The sequence below is a fragment of the Burkholderia sp. PAMC 28687 genome (assembly GCF_001577465.1).
Taxonomy (GTDB): Bacteria; Pseudomonadota; Gammaproteobacteria; order Burkholderiales; family Burkholderiaceae; genus Caballeronia.
Genome location: NZ_CP014507.1, coordinates 696,105 through 714,015, shown reverse-complemented (window position 1 = coordinate 714,015; position 17,911 = coordinate 696,105). Strand labels below are relative to the sequence as shown.

Here is a 17,911-nt window from a genome sequence, read left to right as displayed (position 1 = left end):
CGTATGTAAAGGTGTGAGGGTTAACTCAAGAACCGTCTAGATGATGACTCAGGGCTCCTGAGCGACCTGAACCGGCATCACACTGGTACTTTTCATCAACCCGCGCGCGCAGGAGTTGCATCGCCCTGATCGAGCATTGAGCCAAGTCACTTGAGAAGATGCTAGTCCTCGATACGGACGCCGCGCCAAAATGCGACGTGTCCGGCGATCTCGCGTGCGGCGTCGAGAGGGGTTGCGTAGTACCACGCCGCGTCCGCATTCGTCTGGCCGTCTACGACTACGTCGTAATAATGTGCTTCGCCCTTCCATCCGCACGTCGAGACCTTCTCGCTCGGCTTCAGATAATCCAGTTTCAGCGCGTGGGGCGGGAAGTACAAATTGCCTTCCACCATCTTGATCTCGTCATCGGCGGCCGATGCGATTACCGTTCCGTTCCAGGTTGCGCGTTTCATGAGCTTTTCTCGATGGTTCAGGTCAATGGGTTTCGATGTCGAACACGAGTAAGGGACGGCGGCTGCCACCCGATCAGTCTTTCAAGGGTTACGCGCCAAAGGTTCCTGCTATCAACGAAAGCGCGCCCACGGTAGTCAGTGTAATCCGCATTCGCACGTACCATTGCGGAAGGTCGCCAAGCTGGCGGAAACGAAAATCTGCAATCAGGCAGGATACAAGTACTGCCGCCATCGCGAGGCAAGACAGTCGATCGTTGACGCTAAGGACGACCCAGGCAGCGATCGAGGGAACAACGCTCCATAAAATGCCAGCCGCGCGCTTGCCATTTGTTGCGAGCCATATGCCCCAGTGAACGGCGCCCACGAACGACACGATGCATGCGCCATAGCCCAACAGCGCATGCCTCATTACGTCTTGATGGTTGGCGAGCATGTGCACAAGCAGTGCTAGCCCGATAAATGGGATCGCGCCGCCGTAGCCGAGCAGTTTGGGAAGCGGCGTGTTCGCTTCGAGCGTAGTCATGACAGCTTCACCTCAGGTTGAAACGCGCCCACCTTTGAACTGTTCTGGTCCTCGTGCGTGCATTCGGTGCGGGCGACTGATTTTTTACGTGGGTAGGGCGTGCAACTTGCCCCGCAATGCCTCACTCTTCCGGCAATGCATATCGATTCCGCGCGTCCGAAAGAATGCCTGTGACCGTCTCAATGGCTTTGCTGTCGCCACTCAGCAGATCCATGAAGTGCCAATTATGTCCATCCGGTGTACCCGGCGATAGACGAACCGGAACTCCAACCCGATAGGAAGAGCCCAACCCGGCCTTTTCGAGGTCTTGGTTGATCGCTTGCTGGATTTCACTTGCCGATAAAATTTGCTTGTTCAAAATTGATTCCCACGAAGAAAGTTTGGTTGTACGCGATGCGCTGCACCCTTGCGCGAACCAGATGGATATCCAATCAGAAGGGTCTGGCGAATGAAACGCATGATGCAATGGCTGCACTGCTTCAAGGGCAATTAGTGTGCCGCATCTTTTCGCGCTTATCGGGGTTCGGTGAGTCTGCCAAATCAACGCTGCGATGTCCTTAGTATCTGTGGAATGGTCCCAACACATGGCTGGACGATAGCTGAACACGTCACCGTCGCCGGTGGAATTTGCAGCGAACAGACACCGATCTGTTTATCGTTTGCGCGCCTCAATGAACTTGAGTATGTGCCTGGGACGTTGGCGCCCTGGCTGTTTGCGTCCCTGACCTTATCCCTGCGTGACGTACACCTCGAAATACACCGAGCTGTCGTCGCCGCTCCACAAGTCCAGCTCCACTCGTTCGACAATGTATCGTCCGCTGCCTCCATTCACCCCCAATACCACGATCGTGCCAGTGTCCAGGTGCGGTATGGGAACCCGCTTTGTAACCTGGGCGAGAGGCGTCGAAGGGTCTGTGTTGCCGACCTCATGAAATTCGTAGAAATAATCGGCGCGCATTGCATCCGCCGGCGTAAAAACATCGTCCATAGTCACTCCCGTAAGCAGATAAGCGATTCATTGAGCTTTAGCCCACCGACTCCGTGAACACGCGCAGATAATTCGCACCCAGTATCTGGGTCACATCGTTTTGCGTGAAGCCCGCAGACAACAGGGCGCTCGCAAGCGATGGCAACTGCTCGTAGCTGCGAAATACCGGCGGCGATATGAATCCCAGCATATCCGAGCCGAGCCCCACATGTTCGACTCCGACGACATCGGCCATGCGCTTGACGCCTTCGGCCATCGCGTGGATATCGCTGAACGTGCCGGAGCTTGGCCAAACGCCGATCACACCGCCCGTGTCGGCAATCGCGCGCGCGTGATCAGGCGAAATCAGGCGGGAGCGGGCGCCCGGATGCGTGGAAAGTGCCGTATGGGACAAGACCAGCGGCTTGGTCGATGTGGACGCAGCCCGTTTGACGAGCGCATATGTGCCGTGGGCGACATCGACCACGATGCCCAGGCGGTTGCATCGGCGGATAACGTCGGCACCGAAATCCGTGAGACCACCGTGGACGGGCGGCTCGGTTTGAATGTCGCCAAGCTCATTCACGCGGTAGTGCGTGAGCTGCAAATGGCGCAGTTGATGCTGGGTGAAAGCTTCATCGAGCGCGTCTATATTTCCTTCCAGGAAATCGCCGCCCTCTGCGGCGATGATCGCGCATGGTCCGGAGAACGCCTGCGCCTGAAGTGACGCTGCGGTCGTCACGACCCGCATCTTTTCGCGGGCGACAAGCGCGTGTGCTCGGGCGAATTCTGTTTTTCCCAGCGCGTACAACTCGCCGGGCTGCGGCGTTCTCCACGCTTCGAAACGCTTGCGGTCGCTGGACACGTGAGTCACTGTCGTGTCCGTCACTATCGCGAGGCAGATCACATTCATTGCGCCGGCCCTCATGGGTGCGGACAGCGGCACGAATGGGCGATTCGCGCCGACCAACGGGTCCCGCGACACGATCACACGCCCGGCGTGGCTATGCATGTCGATGGTGGGCGACGTGGTCGACGGCTGCCACTGCGGCGCGTCGCTGGCGTCGTCCCGATACCCCGCGAAACGTCCAGGTACGCAGGCGGCGAGGCCGAGCGCGGCGCTCGACGCAAGGAACGCGCGCCGGCCAATGGATTGGTGGGAAGGAGAGGAAGCAGGGTGAAGATCAAATGCATCGACCAACCGGTAAATCCAGCCCGCGGGGTCTTCAAACAGCGGCTGCAAGCGGCCACGCAAACGAAGCATGTCACCTGTCACTGTAAAGGGCTGTGTAGCGAACACTTCGATACCCGACAGCGGATTCGCCTGGATACAGCCGCCACAACAGGGTTCGTCGACGCTCAGCAGGAAATAATCGACCTTGAGTGCCGATCGATCGAGCGGCGTCATCCAACCGCTTATCTCGATCACCGAATCGTGCAGTGCTTGCGCTGCACCTGTCTGAATCGAGGACCAGTCAAAAGAAGCAATCATGAGTGGTTTGGAAGGCAAAGTCCGAAGTGCCGGGACGGCGTGAGGTTAGATTTGGCCTTTGTTGATGCCACATGAGGCAGTTAGCGTTGGCCTATTTACTGTGTGCAGACGCAACTCCCCTTGAGGATGATATTTTGCATAAGTATATTGGGCAACTTTGCATCAGTTTTACGAACGAATTGGCTGGCTGCTGCATCGAACAGAGTCCGAACTCCAATGAAAGCATGTTGAGTCTGTGAATCACATGACACAGCGGTTCATAAATCACAAAGAGGGCGGCGGTGCCGGGCGGTGGAATCGGCGGAAGCATAACGTTTGGTTGTGCAACTTTTTTTCTGTAAAAGCGTTCAGGCGATTCCATCGAGAAGCGGAGATCAGGCGTTCATGTTGAGATAGATTTTTCCGCTCATCCACTCTTCGTCGCACTCGGCCAGCAAGGCAGAGACAAGACGAAGGCAGGATGGGGCGTTCGGGAAGATCGAGGCGACGCGGGTGCGACGCTTGAGCTCGCGATTGATCCGTTCGAGGCCATTGGTGGTGCGCAGGCGGATCCGATGGGCATGCGGCAGCTCGAAGATGGCAAACCCTTCAGGCAGATTGTCTTCGGCCCAGGTAGCGAGCGCAGGCGCTTCGACGGCCCAGAGTTCGACCGCCTGCTTCAGCAGACGTTGGGCTTCGGCGCGATCCGGGGCATTGAAGATGGTCCGGATACGGAGCGCCACGGGTTTGCGCTGATCGAGACGAGCAACGTAAGCATGCGCATTCTGCTGCAGATGGAACTGGCAGCGTTGCCAGGGCACGCTTGGCAGCGTCGCGCGACGGGCAGCCTTAAGACCGGCATGATCGTCGGAGACGATGAGCTTGACGCCCTTGAGGCCGCGGCGAACCAGGCTGTCGAGGAAGGCTCGCCAGTGAACTTCAGCTTCGGACAGGGCAACCGACACGCCCAGGACCCGACGATGACCGCCTGCCGTGATGCCGACGGCGACGAGCACGGCGCAATCGACGAGGTGACCCGCTTCACGAATACGCTCATAGCGGGCATCGAGAAAGACGTAAGGCGTTTCATCAAGGGGACGCTCACGCCAGATTGCAAGACCCGCGTCGAGCTGTTCGGCAGCCCGGCTGACCTGAGTCGAGGAGATCGACACCTCCGGCCCCAGCAGCTTGACCAGGACGTCGGTGACCTTGCGGGTGGAGACGCCCTGGACGTACATTTCGGCCAGCGCGAGATTGACCGCCTGCTCGGTGCGAGTTCCTTTTTCGAGCGCGCTGGGGTAGAAGCCGCTGCCGCGCACCTGGGGAACATTGAAGGTCAGTTCGCCGACGCGTGTCATGACGGTTTTGGGTTTGAAGCCGTTCGCATAATCGATTCGTTCCGCGGTTCGTTCATGAGACTGGGCATTGAGATACTGCGCCCGCTCGATCTTGCTTGCTTCGTTGACCAGGATGCGCAGGGCTTCGCCCGCGCCGTCCAGGCCGTTGAGCAGAAGCGCTGCAAAAGCGTCTTCAAGGGGATGATGTTCTACGCGTTGCGCCATGCTGTCGACTCCTTCGTCAGAGTGAGTAAGAATGCTCCGAAGGAATCGCCTGCGACTATGACGCTGCGAGCGTTTTGCCGCGCGGCTATGCCGTCCTCCGCTCTTCGGGCGCTACGCGCCCTCATCACGGCGGCCGTCACAGCCACGCAACACCAGCAGCTACGAATTTACAGAAACAATGTTGCACTAACTAACGTTTGGCGATAACCGCTAGCGTGAACCCCCGACTGTCGTGCGAGGTGCTGACGTCCGCACGGTAAGAATGCTTCGGATGGTAGCTGGAGAACTTTCGGCCACCGGACTTGGCGCCTCTCACCGTGGAATCGAAAACTTAGGCGTTTTGATTTTCAGTGCCTACAAACGGCGCAGAGATAGGGTTTGCGCGGTTTTGCGCATCGTTTGACAGCATGACCAATGGCCGCGTCACCGACATGCCGACGCAGCCATTCGAGCGTTCGACTGACTCGTTTGTGTATAGCGTGACCAAGAGGTCCATTTTTGCCCGCTGGCATACTGTTCAAACTTACAGCACAGGTTATATATACAGCGATATTGAATATCGCAAGTTCGCCACCGGTCGTGTGGTCGTGCCCTCTGCCACAAGGAACCCCAAGGCAAGAATCTCTCCACGATGCGGAGAAAATCGACGATCCACATGGCCTTGACGAAATGGGGCAGAGTTACCACAGCAACCAAAGGAGGGCCTACAAACTTGTCCTATTTAAAGCTTCATTTATGGAATTGATTGGCAAGCAAAAAATTCAGCCTGCGTCAGTTGCTTTGAATCGTCATAGCACGGGAAATTAGCGGTGGCATATTGACGGGTGAGCGCCACTGAGTACTAGCCGTCGAGTGTCGCCCATCGAGCAACTTTCCGGCTATCAGCCGAGCGGAAGGGGCAGGGTGCAGTTACTTGTGCGAATCCATGCTGCCTGCAATTCCCTCCGTACCGCCGCCTGTCAAATCGAAACGGGATCTTGATTAACCCAAGCCTTCCTAGACTTGGCCGGCGCCCCCGTCACCCATCAAATCCGAGCCGGTCATGTAAGAACTCTGGTCAGACGCCAAAAACAGTGCTGCGTTGGCCATCTCCTCGGCGCGGCCGAGCCTGCCGAGCGGAATCATTCCGAGGTACATGTTCACCAAAGCCTCGCGCGCTTCGGGCGTGGGTGCCTGCGAGTCGAGAATTGGGGTATCGATCACGCCTGGACTGAGGGTATTGACGCGAATGCCGCGGTCCTTGAATTCCGCAGCCCAAGTGCGGGCATAGGAGCGCAACGCCGCCTTGGTGGCCGCGTACGCGGTGTGGCCCGGAAAGCCTTTGAGGTGCATCGCCGACGAAACCAAGACGATCGAGCCACCCCGTGTCATCAGCGGCAGAAGCTTCTGGACCAGGAATACCGGGGCGCGGGCGTTGAGGTTGAACGTTTTGTCGAAGTGGGCAGGCGTGAGGGTTTCAATCGAAGCCTCCTCCGTCAAACCCGCGTTGGACACGATGATGTCGATTACACCCTTCTTCGCCCTTATGGTCGCGGCTACCTGATCAATATCAGCGAACTTTGTGACATCAGCTTGCAAAGCCGTCGCGTTTGGCCCGAGCAGCTCGGCGGCCTGATTAACTTCGGCCTGCCGGCGACCGAAAAGAAAGACATGAGCACCCTCGGCGACGAACCTTTGTGCGATAGCCAAACCGATACCGGACGTTCCGCCGCTAACAACGGCAACCTTGCCTGAGAGAGTGGACATTTTAAGACCTTGAATGTTGGAGAGATCAAGAAAGAACTGCTGAGACCACCCCGCATTTGTTCGTTGGGTTTTTCAATTACGACGCAAATGCGGGTTCGTCCTTGGCATTTCGAAGACAGGCCTTCGGCACAGCGCTTACGATTCAACGCACGGCATTCGCCAGCCCTATTCGCGCGGCCCGCCTTTTACTTCGGGCGGGTCGGGTCCGCGATGAATCGGCCTATCGCGAACCGCCTGCAGCATCGATAAGCGAACCAGTAATCCAACCAGCATCGGCGGAGGCGAGGAACGCGACGATGGTGGCGACATCGCCGGGTTTTCCTGCGCGGCCAAGCGGCGTTGCAGCGATCATCATTGCTTCGAAGTCGCCCTCAAGGCCAGCCGATTTAAAGCCCTCTGTCTTCACTGCGCCCGGGTTCACGGCGTTGACGCGGATTTGCTTGGGTCCTAGCTCTTTTGCGAGAACTCGCGTAATCGAGTTCACTGCACCCTTTGTGCCGGAGTAGACGACCGAAGTCGGCGGCGTCAGCTCACCAACCACCGATCCGATATTCACAATGCTTCCGCCTTCGGCAGGGAACAATGCCAGCGCAGCCTTGCTCGCGAAAAGCAGACCCGAGACATTGGTGCTGAACATGGCCGTGATGCTTTCACTAGTGACAGATTCCAGTGGAGCGAACGAGTAGATTCCGGCGTTGTTGACAAGAATGTCCAGCTTTCCGTATGTCTCTTTGGTAGCGGCAAACAACCGGGCGATGTCAGATTGAACAGCAACGTTGGCCTGAACTGCAATTGCCTTTCCGCCAGCGTTGACGATATCGCCCACAACGCGGTCACCGTCGACCTTGCTCGACGAATAATTGACCACGACCGAAGCGCCTTGGGACGCTAGTTCCTTGGCGATAGCGGCGCCGATACCTTTTGAAGAGCCAGTAACGATGGCGACTTTATTTGCGAGCTTTTGTTGCTGTGACATGGTCAATCCTTTGTGAGAGAGCCAACGGAGTTGGCGTTGATTGAGCATCACCCCTTTATCGAACGTTGATAAGGCGCACAATCGAACTTTCTACTATTCATCCCAGACATGACCGACAGTATTTCGGCGCTGAAACTCTTCGTGCGTGTGGTTCGGACGGGGAGCATTTCGAAAGCCGGATGTGAGTTCTCGCTGTCACAGCCCTCGGCGTCGCGCGCTATCGCCATGCTCGAAAAGGACGTGGGTGCCCCGCTGCTTATGCGTTCTACCCGTGCCGTGGTCTTGACAGAGGCGGGCGCGGACTATCTTTCACGCATCGAGCCTATCCTTGCCGCGCTCGACGAAGCGAACCAGGCGGTGCGCGGGGCCGACCAGCTCCAAGGAGAGCTGCGTGTGGCGTTGCCGGCGACATTTGCTACACGGGAGGTCATACCGAAACTTCCAGCCTTCCTTGACAGGCATCCTGCACTGCGGATCAATCTCTTGATGGACGATGCCAGGCAAGACTTGCTTCGCGAAGGCGTCGATGTTGCCATTCGCTTCGGTACGCTTGCCGATTCGAACGCAACGGCTCGGCTGCTATGCAGGAACCAACGAGTGATGGTAGCCTCGCCGGAATATCTAAGTCGCGCGGGTGTTCCCGATTCGCCGCCTGACCTTTCAGACCATCAAATAATTATTGGGCCGTCCGCGAGCATGGCAAGCTGGTCGTTTGAACGCGACGGTCGAGCGCAATCCATTCGCCTCGAAGGACGTGTTGCGACAAGTTCCAACGACGGTGCCACGGCTGCCGCAGTAGCAGGACTCGGAATCGTGGGTACAGGATTGATGGGATGCAGCGCCGAATTATCGGACGGAAAGTTGATAAGGGTTCTGAAGGACTGGGATATGGGGACAACTGAGATCCACGCGGTTTTTCCTGCTGGGCGGGCTGCAAAACTTGCGGCGAAGACGTTCGTTGAACATTTGATAAGTTTTCTTCAAAGCCACGAGCAGTAGATACTTTTCGACACCACGGTGCGAGGTGCTTACACGATGTGCGCGGCATTGTCTTTGTCGCATACGAAAGGCGGAGTGTGGCTTTCGGGTTGGTCAGCGTTAATGCAACGGACCGAGATACTCTTTCTTGCCAATTGCGACACCTTGATGTCGCAAAATCGCGTGGGCAGTCGCGATATGGAAATAAAAGTTGGGCAACAGGAAACGGGTCAAATACTCAAAACCGGTCATGTCGCCGTTGATGCTTAGAAATCGCAGTTGAATAAGGCGCCGTTCGGCTCCGGCAAAGTCCTCACCGGTGAGCGTTTCCAAATGCTTCGCTGTGTTTCCAAGCCTAGTCTTCAGTTGCTCGATGTTTAAAGTGGACCCGTCCGTCAAGACAGCTTTTGATTGGATTTAAGCTGTACTCAGATCCACGCTTGCAGCGGAACAGCGCTGCCCTGTTTTTTCTTTTCCAGAGCCAAACTTGTCGACGATGAGAGCGCCGCCACCATGCCCGCTCGCGTACACGATGTTAGGTGTTTGGTAGTCCAGTGACTGGTGCGGTCGTTCGCTATTGTAAAAATCGAAGTAACGCGTCATGCCGAGCGTGAGCTCGCCCATCGTTTCATATCCGTTCAAATACACGTCCTCGTGCTTGACGTTGCGCCACAGTCGCTCGACAAAGATGTTGTCGAACGCTCGGCCGCGCCCGTCCATGCTGATTGCGATTTGTTCGCGTAGCAGCACCCCCGTAAAGGCCGCACTTGTGAATTGCGACCCTTGATCGCTGTTGAAAATCATCGGCTTGCCATGCAGAATAAGAGCTTCTTCCAGGCAGTCCACGCAAAACGACACATCCATGTTGTTGCTGATACGCCAGGACAGCACGCGACGCGAATACCAGTCGATCACTGCTACCAGATACGCGAAGCCACGTGCGAGCCTGATATACGTAATATCCGTGCTCCACACATGGTTGGACCGTACGATCGGCAAACCGCGCAGCAAGTACGGATAGACCTTGTGCCTCGGATGTTTGACGCTCGTCGCGGGGCCCGGCGCCATGCCTGTCAGACCCATTGTGCGCATTAGACGCTGCGCCCGTTTTCGGTTGACCAGATGGCCCTGCCTTAGCAAAAATACCACCATGCGTCGGCTGCCATAAAACGGATGCCGCGTATATTCCTCGTCAATCAGGGCACACAATTGCAAATCGGTTTGATCAGCTTCATGCACCATGCCCAGGCGATATGCGCTCGAGCGCGCGACGCCGGCCAGCTCGCACTGCCGGACAATCGGCAGGGTCTCGTCATGATCAATCCAGCCAAGTCGGACCAGACGACTTACAAGCCGGACTTTTTTTTAAGCCAGTCCAGCTCCATCTTCAGCCGCCCGATCTCGCCATACAAACGATCCTCGCCGTCTCGTGCCGCCTCCGGTTTCGGACCGCGCTTGTTCTCAAACAACGCGCCGGCGTTAGCGAGAATTTCCTTCTTCCATTGCCCAACCATCACTGGATGCACGTCATACAGCTGCGCTATCTCGTTGATCGTCTTCACGCCGCGCACCGCTTCCAAGCCCACCTTCGCCTTGAACTCTGCGCCGTGAATCTTCCTCTTTTTGCTTTCCACCATTCGCCTTCATCCACTTTCAGACCACAGCTTAAACCGTTGTCTCAAAAGCAGGGGCCACTTTAGTTTGCTTCCGTATCGGGGAAGACAGGCGCAACGGTGCCGGTCAACCTCGCAACGCCATTTTTAGCATTGTCACTCGCGCGCTGAACTTGGGCGCTGAAGGTCATCATGCCGGGGGCAAGCCGTGCTGCAAGAAGTGCGTCAGGAGCAATCCCGTAGTCGATGATGTGCTTCTGGGCATGATCGAGGTAGCCCGACATTTGCTGCAATCCACGCTTGAGAGGCTCGATGGTTAATTCCGTCATGGTAATCATTTGTCGTCCTAGTTTTACTCGTGAACCTGGTGGTGAAACATACAAGCCCCGACGACGGTCGACGCCGATCGTCGAAGTCGCCTTGGCCCTACCTCTCTCTGCTTCGCGCTAACTGCCTGAGAATCGGGAACAGCTCGGCTGGTTCGGCGCGAGCGGTGTAATCCGGATTGACGTCTGACCAGGCGATGTACCCGTCCTGCCCGATTACGAATTTCGCGGGCATGGACAGCGTCCATTCAGAATCGCCATTGAAGATGGAGAGGTCTGCACCGAGTAGCTGATGCACCTCCTGCAACTCGACCGGCAATAACCAACGAACGCCATACGCAGCGGCGACGCGGCCCAGTTTGTCCACCAATATTGGGAAGCGAAGATTGTTGTCCTGCCGTGATTGTTCGCTAAAGGTAGCTCTTTGCTGGGAGACGGCCACGAGGGTCGCGCCCAACTCTTCAATCTTTGGACGGGCTTGCTCAAAGGCGCTCAACTCAAGACTGCAATACGGACACCAGGCACCGCGATAAAACACCAAGACGACTGGCCCCTTGGACAGCAAGCCTCTAAGCGAAAGTTTTGTTCCCGCGCTGTCCAGAAGAGAAATATTAGGCGCGATGACGCCGGCCTGGAGCGCACGGTATGCGGCCCTATCTCTGATGAGTCTCGCGACTACGCCATACAATGCGTCCGATGAAGCGGCGTTTGTAGGGTCTAGTTCAAAGTGTGTTCTTACCTCGTCAAGCTGGTCCTGGAGTTTCACGTTAGTCCCTTATCCGGCATTGTAGAAACTTTGCCAGAGCAGGGGGTCTCAGACTAGATAGCTAAAACGCATAGTTGAAATGCACTTCACAGGGGTGAAACTTGCTGATCGCAGTCGGTTACGATGACGTCGAAATAATGCCGTGGAAGCAGCGTAGATGCTGTGCCCTGGCAGGCCTTCACCGCTTAGACCGGACGATATCGACGATTGCGTCTCCCGCTGCCTCAACGGAAGAATTCTCGGAACGCTGAAAGATGCTCCTTGCGCGTCAGCTATTTGACGAGCCTTGTCCTGTGGGGCCGCGATGAAATATGCTGGCGCGTTCTTCCTTCTTCCCGAAACGTCGGTAGGCAAAGCGGACGTCTCCAGCGGTAACGAATGCGTTGGTGCCGGCGCAAGGGCATGGGGGGTCATCGATTTACACCCCAGCCCCACCGGAAACATAAAGGGTTTCTCCGGTTATCCAGCCGGCGTCGTCTGACGCGAGGAACACGACAGGTTTCGCGATATCCGCCGGTTGCCCAGCACGACCCAGTGGAGTCATCGCCACCATTTGCGCCTCCATGTCCCCGCCAAAAATCCCAGCGGTGTGAAGGCCTTCGGTGAGGACTAGTCCAGGATTGACAGCGTTTACACGGATATTTTTGGGTCCGAGTTCCTTCGCGAGCGTTTTCGTGATCGTATCAATGGCGGCTTTTGTGCCGGCGTAAATACTTCCCGTTGGCGGGGCCATGGTGCTGACCACTGAGCTGATGTTGATGATGCTGCCGCCCGTCGGGGCGAAAAAAGGCAGCGCAGTCTTGGTGACCAACAGCAATCCAAAAACATTGGTGGTGAACTGTCGGTTGAAGTCTTCAAGTGTCACAGCTTCAATCGCCGAGAACGCATACACGCCGGCGTTGTTCACCAAAATATCCACTTTCCCGAACGCCTTTTGCGTCGCCGCGAGCATGGCGACGACCTCGCTTTCGACGCTCACACTGGCTTGTACCGCGATGGCTTTTCCGTCCGCCTTGACGATTTCGGCGACAACTTTGCCTGCCTCTGTTTGTCAGTGGCGTAGTTGACGACAACTGACGCGCCTGCCTCTGCCAGATGCTTGGCAATTAATGCGCCGATACCCTTCGATGCGCCTGTTACAACCGCAACTTTGTTTGTCAGCGTTGACATTATGCTTTCCTTTTACCTGCTTCGTGCTTTGTGGATAGATGGATGCTTAGTGTTCGTCGCAGCGTGCCGCGACTCGACCTTTCTGTTCTTGCTTCGACGCAGCCCTGATCTGCTAGCCGTCCCAGCCAGAGGCTCGAATGATGTCGCAAAAATTGACGCGCTTGAACGCGGCGTCTTTGTCCGCGAGCACATCCGCATTGATGTTTCCAAAGGTTGTCTCAGGTTTATGCTTGATACCAACGAAGCGAAATAGAAGACCCTACTCGAACGATTGAACAACAGATGAGCTTCTGTATCGCGAACGAATTGGCGTCGTCTTCTAACAGGCGTTGTAAGATCGACCTACCCAACTTGAATCGTTCCGACGTCCACCCATGAGAATCGATCCGTATAGCCTGGAGCTTTTTCTCGCAACTGCCAGAGAGGGTTCAATCGCACGGGCGGCAAAGCGGGAGCACATTGCAACATCGGCGCTCAGCCGTCGGATTGCCGATCTCTAGCTCGCCATTGGCATGCCGCTTCTGGTGCGTTCTCCGGCCGGCGTAGAGTTGGCGGAAGCAGGGCGGCACGCTTTCATCCGTGCGACCAGGCTGCACGATGACCTTCAATCTCTCGGTCGTGACGTGCAATCTCTCAGCGGACAGGTATCCGGCGTCGTACGCCTGGTTGCCAATGCGTCCGCCGTCGTAGGATTTCCGCCCGAGCGACTTATGAGCTTCCAGGCGGAGTATCCCCGTGTCGAGATCGCGTTGAACGAACGCATCAGTGACGACGTGCTGCGCGCGTGTCTGGAAGATCGTGCCGACGTTGGCGTGTGCGTTGCGCCAGCGTCTGTACCGTCTGGCCTTGAATCAAGGCATTTCGCCGACGATCCGTTAATGGTGGTGCTTCCTCCCGCGCACGAACTCGCTAACGCGGATAGCTTTCTTTCTCCGATGTCATTAGATTTCCGCTGGTTGCACTTCAGGCGGGGGGATCACTCGATCAACTCCTCAAAGAGCGTGCCGACGCGGCGCGTGGTTCGCTTAGGATCAGTGTCACAGTCAATAGTTTCGACGCGCAATGCCGGATGGTTGAGGCCGGATTGGGGATAGGCATCGTACCGACGAGCGCGGCATCGGCGTTTGCAGGCACGCGCAACTTCGTGAGACGTCCGCTCGACGAACGCTGGGGACAGCGGGAATTGTGCGTTTATGCGCTACGTAAGTCGCCGCGCCTGAAAGCCGTTCAGGCGCTGATCGAGCGTCTGTCACAAACGCGGGATGAGGGTTAGCACGGACATCGTAATCGGCGATGCCCCGTTTGCCGAAACAGCACTTCGTTGCAACGCCTTCGCCGGGCTAGATTGCCAGATGGGAGACAAACATGGCAATTTCAACTCTAGCGGGCCGCGTTCTTTTTCTGAGCGCGGAACCACGTCTCATCGAACGGCAATTGGCGGGCGAAAACCTGACGCTATCGACGGCGCACGAGCTACGCGACGACGTATCGACCGACGAGATCACGCCGATGAGCGTGCTAACGCAATATGATGAACGTCTTGGCCGTTATCCTTACGTTGGCCTGCGTGTGGGCACGAAGTGTCCGATTGGCGTGGACGACATCAAATCAAACGGCTTTTGTGTCACGGTTGCGGGCAACCGGTATGGAAAGGGTTCGTCCCGCGAACACAGCCCAGTCGCGGAGCTCAACGCTGGTATTCACCTGGTTATCGCCAAAAGTTTCGAGCGCATCTACCGACAGAACGCCGACAATCTGGGACTATTCACATCGACCGATTTTAGTCTGGTCGAGCGCATCCAGCGCGGCGAGCCGATCGACATCGACGAACTGGTTGCATCGCGCGACGCGCTGGCAGCCGCGATCTTGCGTAGTGGCGGGCTGTTGCGGTACGGCGCGACGAACATGCGTCATGTCGCGGTCACAAGTCTTGGCGCGCGGGTGGATGCCGTGCCACGCACGCTCGCCGAAAAGACAGGTCGCCAACGACGGGGAACAGATGCGCTACGACGACGCACTGCCCAATGGTTTTCACATCATTGCGCTCGATGCAGACCCTGAACAGCATCTGGACGCCGTCTCGCAGGCAGCGCTCGCCCGGATCGGCGCGCAGACCGTTGGCATCACCGCAGACGCGGACAAGACCGTGCGGGGGCGCGTGCTATTCGACGTGAGCGGCAAATACCAGCAATTCTTCGATGAACATGGCGTGAAGGCAATCCTCGTGCGCCCGGATTATTACGTGTTTGGTGCGGTGAAGACGCTCTCGGCTTTGTCTGGGTTGGTGGCAAACCTTTCGACTCGGCTTTCCCTCTTCAATCTCCCTTCCGGTGAAAAGCCGATGACGAAAGTCATTGCTGCATAAAGCAGTACGCAACGGAGCGACGCCGTCGCTCCGTTGCACTTTGTAGGAGGGAGACGAGATTCTTTGCGTCATTGGGATTTAAATCAAAGACATCCATAATATAAAGGAGTCCAATATGAAAAAGACGGAGACATGCTTGACCGTGCCGTTTGCCATCGCTTCTGAGGCGCACGCGCAAAGTCCAAATACTGGTTGTTCGAAGTCACGTACCTCGCAGTAAAGACCGGCAAACCGGTTTCGCCGGCTTCGCCGGAGCACCAGATCGACATCCATAACGGCCGCGTCGTGCAACACAACTTCGATACGTATCGCGTAGCGCGGATGAGCGACATCCCGGTCATTGATATCGACATCGTGCAGGGAGACCTCGCCAAACTGGGCGTGGTGCGGTAACGTGCTAATTCTTTGCGGACGATGAGGCAGCTCCGGTGGAGAGCGTTGCAAACGTGTGTTGTTTGCGAAAATCCTGCTCGAAAATAAAGCGCGGGTTTTTAGGCAAACGCGATGGCCATAACGCGCACAGCGCCAGACACCCCAGCTGACATAATTGTTCCAACTCCATCGCCGTGAATGAAAGATACCTAGCATACTTGACATAATATAAATTATCCACTTTTCGACTGTAGGGGCAATATCCTAATGTCGTGTTTTAGCAATATAGAAATGCTGTGTTTTGCTGTTGGTGCCAAGCTGGGAACTTCCGATCAGACGATGGGAGTTCGCCATGAAACCAACCGGACTGGTGACACTAAATATGCGCGAACTCGATCGTCTCAAAGTGATTCAGGCTGTCGTGGACCGGATGCTCAAACCGGGCCTGGCGGCTGAGCGTTTGAATTTGACGGTGCGCCAGGTCGAGCGTTTGGTGCTGCGGTACAAGCAAACGGGCGCAGCCGGTGTGGGCTCGGCAGCGCGAGGTCGTCCAGGCAATCGAAAGCTTGATGAGGTAACGGCATGCCGGGCACTGGTTTTGATTCGCGACCGATACGCCGACTTTGGCCCAACGCTTGCCTGCGAGAAGCTGCGCGAATGCCATGGTTTTACGCTTTCAAAGGAAACGGTTCGCCACCTGATGACCGACGCCGGCCTGTGGATTCCACGCAAGCAGCGCCCGCCCAAGATCCATCAGCCGAGGAACCGGCGTTCGTGCCTGGGCGAGCTGATCCAGATCGATGGTAGCGATCACCGATGGTTTGAAGACCGGGCGCCAGCGTGCACGCTGCTGGTGTTTATCGACGATGCCACAAGCCAACTGATGACGTTGCACTTCACCGCGACCGAATCGACGTTCAGTTATTTCGAGGCCACGCGCAAATACATCGAGGCGCACGGCAAGCCCGTGGCACTCTATAGCGACAAGGCCAGCGTGTTTCACTGCAACCAGCACGCGAGCACGCCCGACAAGGGCGTGACCCAATACGGGCGGGCCTTGTACGAGTTGAACGTGGACACGCTGTGTGCCAACAGCAGTCAGGCCAAGGGGCGCGTGGAGCGGGCCAATCTCACCTTGCAGGACCGGTTGGTCAAAGAGTTGAGGCTGCGCAAGATCGATACGAAGGAGACCGCCAACGCGTATGCGCCCCACTTCATGGCCGACTTCAATGGGCGCTTCGCGAAGATCCCGAAGAGCGCATTTAACGCGCATCGGGCGCTCAGGAGCGATGAAGACCTCGACCTGATTCTGACGCACCGGGTATTGCGTTGCGTGTCGAACAGCCTGACATTGCAGTACGACCGGGTTATTTACATGCTTGACGACACGCCGCAAACACGTGCCCTCGCCCATCACTACATCGATGTCTATGAATACCCGGATGGGCGTATCGAAATCCGGGCACATGGCAGCGCGCTGGCGTATCGTCAATACGACAGGCTATCGGCGATGGACCAGGGTGCCGAGGTCGACAACAAGCGCCTTGAGCATGTGTTGGCGCTATCGCGCCAGGTGCAGATGGAGCGCGACAACCGACGTATCTCGGGCTCGCCATCGAGGACCAATCAGGGTGAACCGGTGAAACCGAAGATGCGGGCCAACAACACGCGTAAGCAACGCGAGCTCAAGCAGATTGACCTGGATGCAATGATCTTGCGGACCTCTGAAAGGCAGGCAGCCGCGGTGGGGAAACTGCCTTCTACAGAGATAATTCTCGACCTAAAACCGGACATTTCAACTAAGCCCGAAGGCGGACATCTGAACTTAGCCTCGACATTTTCACAGGACGCTTCACATTTCAATCCAAGAACCGTCCCCAGTGGACTTTCCGCTGCGGGCGTTCAGCGCTCCATATCAACGTTCGCCCGCGCCCGCGACCCCGCGAAGGATCAGATCAATGCCGGCAATAAAGTCGGCACGGTCGTCGTGAGAAGGCAACTGGCTGGCAACGCTACGTGCGAACGGGTATTCGACCGGATCGAGTTCAGACCAGACGGTCGAAACCGTCTCCAGGAAACTGGCTCTGTCGAGGTTATGCGTTCGAGCGAATTGCGTATTGTCCGCGTTCTGCCCAGCGACACCGATTATGTAGTTCAGTAACGCGGACACCGTCGTCCACTGTTCCTCGTCCGGCACGCCAAGAGCGCAAACCTGCTGGCCGATGCGCTCGAGAACGCGCACTATGGGCAACTGCCCCGGAGCACGCGTAAGCGTCGAGCCTACCCAGGGGTGCGTATCAATCGCGTCATACAGGCCGAGCGCAAGGGATCGAATGATCGCCTCCGGTGTTCCGCTGGCCGTGGGCGCGTTCATCGTGCGAGCGACAATGGAGTCGCAGGCGGCGGTCAGCAACTCGCTCTTGCTGTCGATGTGCCAATAAATCGCGCCGGGACCCGTGACGAGCCGCTCTGACAGGGCGCGAAATGTGAGCCCACTTTCTCCACTGCTGTCCAGTAGTTCGATCGACACCTCAATGACACGCTCCCGTGAGAGCGACTCTTTGCGTCGTTTAACGCTCGGTACTTTTTTGGGCATACCCCATTTTGGCAGATATGGAATAACG

The 17,911-nt window shown here is 56.8% G+C and carries 17 protein-coding genes and 5 pseudogenes; 7 read left to right on the top strand and 15 right to left on the bottom strand.

The window, feature by feature from the left end:
- Nucleotides 1–161 precede the first annotated feature (161 nt).
- The 8 genes from AX768_RS26115 to AX768_RS26085 form a co-directional block, all read right to left on the bottom strand.
- Nucleotides 162–452 carry a DUF427 domain-containing protein gene (locus AX768_RS26115; protein ID WP_062002984.1) on the bottom strand — a complete coding sequence of 97 codons (291 nt, stop codon included), beginning with the start codon at nt 450–452 and terminating at the stop codon, nt 162–164.
- A gap of 88 nt (nt 453–540) precedes the next feature.
- Nucleotides 541–975, bottom strand: a complete 435-nt coding sequence (locus AX768_RS26110) for a DUF3429 domain-containing protein (protein ID WP_062002983.1) — start codon at nt 973–975, stop codon at nt 541–543.
- 121 nt (nt 976–1,096) lie between these two features.
- Nucleotides 1,097–1,333: a hypothetical protein gene (locus tag AX768_RS33000; protein WP_144022302.1), complete on the bottom strand. Its 237-nt coding sequence runs from the start codon at nt 1,331–1,333 to the stop codon at nt 1,097–1,099.
- Nucleotides 1,334–1,702: 369 nt separating this feature from the next.
- Nucleotides 1,703–1,963, bottom strand: a complete 261-nt coding sequence (locus AX768_RS26105; protein ID WP_062002982.1) for a hypothetical protein — start codon at nt 1,961–1,963, stop codon at nt 1,703–1,705.
- A gap of 37 nt (nt 1,964–2,000) precedes the next feature.
- Nucleotides 2,001–3,434 (bottom strand): dipeptidase, encoded by a 1,434-nt coding sequence (locus AX768_RS32230; RefSeq protein WP_082779092.1) that lies wholly within the window; start codon nt 3,432–3,434, stop codon nt 2,001–2,003.
- A 374-nt stretch (nt 3,435–3,808) separates the two neighbouring features.
- The gene (locus AX768_RS26095) at nt 3,809–4,975 is read right to left on the bottom strand and encodes an IS256 family transposase (RefSeq protein WP_061999926.1); all 1,167 of its coding nucleotides are present in this window, start codon (nt 4,973–4,975) and stop codon (nt 3,809–3,811) included.
- Between the two features lie 996 nt (nt 4,976–5,971).
- A complete protein-coding gene (locus AX768_RS26090) occupies nt 5,972–6,721 on the bottom strand; it encodes an SDR family NAD(P)-dependent oxidoreductase (protein ID WP_062002981.1) in 750 nt (249 codons plus the stop codon).
- 220 nt (nt 6,722–6,941) lie between these two features.
- Nucleotides 6,942–7,697 carry a glucose 1-dehydrogenase gene (locus tag AX768_RS26085; protein WP_062003684.1) on the bottom strand — a complete coding sequence of 252 codons (756 nt, stop codon included), beginning with the start codon at nt 7,695–7,697 and terminating at the stop codon, nt 6,942–6,944.
- Between the two features lie 108 nt (nt 7,698–7,805).
- Here AX768_RS26085 and AX768_RS26080 point away from each other — a divergent pair, with 108 nt between their 5' ends.
- Complete coding sequence (locus tag AX768_RS26080; RefSeq protein ID WP_062002980.1) at nt 7,806–8,696, top strand: LysR family transcriptional regulator; 891 nt, start codon at nt 7,806–7,808, stop codon at nt 8,694–8,696.
- Between the two features lie 99 nt (nt 8,697–8,795).
- Here the strand turns inward: AX768_RS26080 and AX768_RS26075 are convergent, their stop codons facing one another.
- The 6 genes and pseudogenes from AX768_RS26075 to AX768_RS33915 all read right to left on the bottom strand — a co-directional run.
- The gene (locus tag AX768_RS26075) at nt 8,796–9,008 is read right to left on the bottom strand and encodes a DUF1993 family protein (RefSeq protein WP_231941614.1); all 213 of its coding nucleotides are present in this window, start codon (nt 9,006–9,008) and stop codon (nt 8,796–8,798) included.
- A gap of 84 nt (nt 9,009–9,092) precedes the next feature.
- Nucleotides 9,093–10,312, bottom strand: a protein-coding gene (locus tag AX768_RS26070; RefSeq protein ID WP_231941613.1) for an IS3 family transposase whose coding sequence is annotated in 2 segments (ribosomal slippage) — nt 9,093–10,027 and nt 10,027–10,312 — 1,221 coding nt in all. Because the reading frame shifts where the segments join, the coding sequence is not laid out codon by codon here.
- A gap of 59 nt (nt 10,313–10,371) precedes the next feature.
- Nucleotides 10,372–10,626, bottom strand: a complete 255-nt coding sequence (locus AX768_RS26060) for a DUF1993 family protein (RefSeq protein ID WP_062002977.1) — start codon at nt 10,624–10,626, stop codon at nt 10,372–10,374.
- Nucleotides 10,627–10,714: 88 nt separating this feature from the next.
- On the bottom strand, nt 10,715–11,380 hold the full coding sequence (locus AX768_RS26055; RefSeq protein ID WP_062002976.1) for a peroxiredoxin-like family protein: 666 nt from the start codon (nt 11,378–11,380) through the stop codon (nt 10,715–10,717).
- Nucleotides 11,381–11,798: 418 nt separating this feature from the next.
- Nucleotides 11,799–12,550, bottom strand: a pseudogene (locus AX768_RS26050) (SDR family NAD(P)-dependent oxidoreductase).
- Between the two features lie 112 nt (nt 12,551–12,662).
- Nucleotides 12,663–12,788: pseudogene (locus tag AX768_RS33915) on the bottom strand (phosphohydrolase); the annotation flags it as partial.
- 136 nt (nt 12,789–12,924) lie between these two features.
- On the opposite strand from AX768_RS33915, the gene AX768_RS34545 reads away from it, so the two are divergent.
- From AX768_RS34545 to AX768_RS26020, 6 genes and pseudogenes are all read left to right on the top strand, one after another.
- A complete protein-coding gene (locus AX768_RS34545; protein WP_442857274.1) occupies nt 12,925–13,050 on the top strand; it encodes a helix-turn-helix domain-containing protein in 126 nt (41 codons plus the stop codon).
- A 12-nt stretch (nt 13,051–13,062) separates the two neighbouring features.
- Nucleotides 13,063–13,823: pseudogene (locus tag AX768_RS26040) on the top strand (LysR substrate-binding domain-containing protein).
- Between the two features lie 92 nt (nt 13,824–13,915).
- Nucleotides 13,916–14,524 (top strand): annotated as a pseudogene (locus tag AX768_RS26035) (aconitase family protein); the annotation flags it as partial.
- Nucleotides 14,525–14,549: 25 nt separating this feature from the next.
- Nucleotides 14,550–14,915 carry a hypothetical protein gene (locus AX768_RS26030; protein ID WP_062002973.1) on the top strand — a complete coding sequence of 122 codons (366 nt, stop codon included), beginning with the start codon at nt 14,550–14,552 and terminating at the stop codon, nt 14,913–14,915.
- A gap of 192 nt (nt 14,916–15,107) precedes the next feature.
- Nucleotides 15,108–15,308, top strand: coding sequence for a hypothetical protein (locus AX768_RS26025; protein WP_062002972.1), 201 nt, complete (start codon nt 15,108–15,110; stop codon nt 15,306–15,308).
- Nucleotides 15,309–15,639: 331 nt separating this feature from the next.
- Nucleotides 15,640–17,040, top strand: a pseudogene (locus tag AX768_RS26020) (ISNCY family transposase); the annotation flags it as partial.
- A gap of 162 nt (nt 17,041–17,202) precedes the next feature.
- Here the strand turns inward: AX768_RS26020 and AX768_RS32220 are convergent.
- On the bottom strand, nt 17,203–17,661 hold the full coding sequence (locus tag AX768_RS32220) for a TetR/AcrR family transcriptional regulator C-terminal domain-containing protein (RefSeq protein ID WP_335340493.1): 459 nt from the start codon (nt 17,659–17,661) through the stop codon (nt 17,203–17,205).
- Between the last annotated feature and the right edge of the window lie 250 nt (nt 17,662–17,911).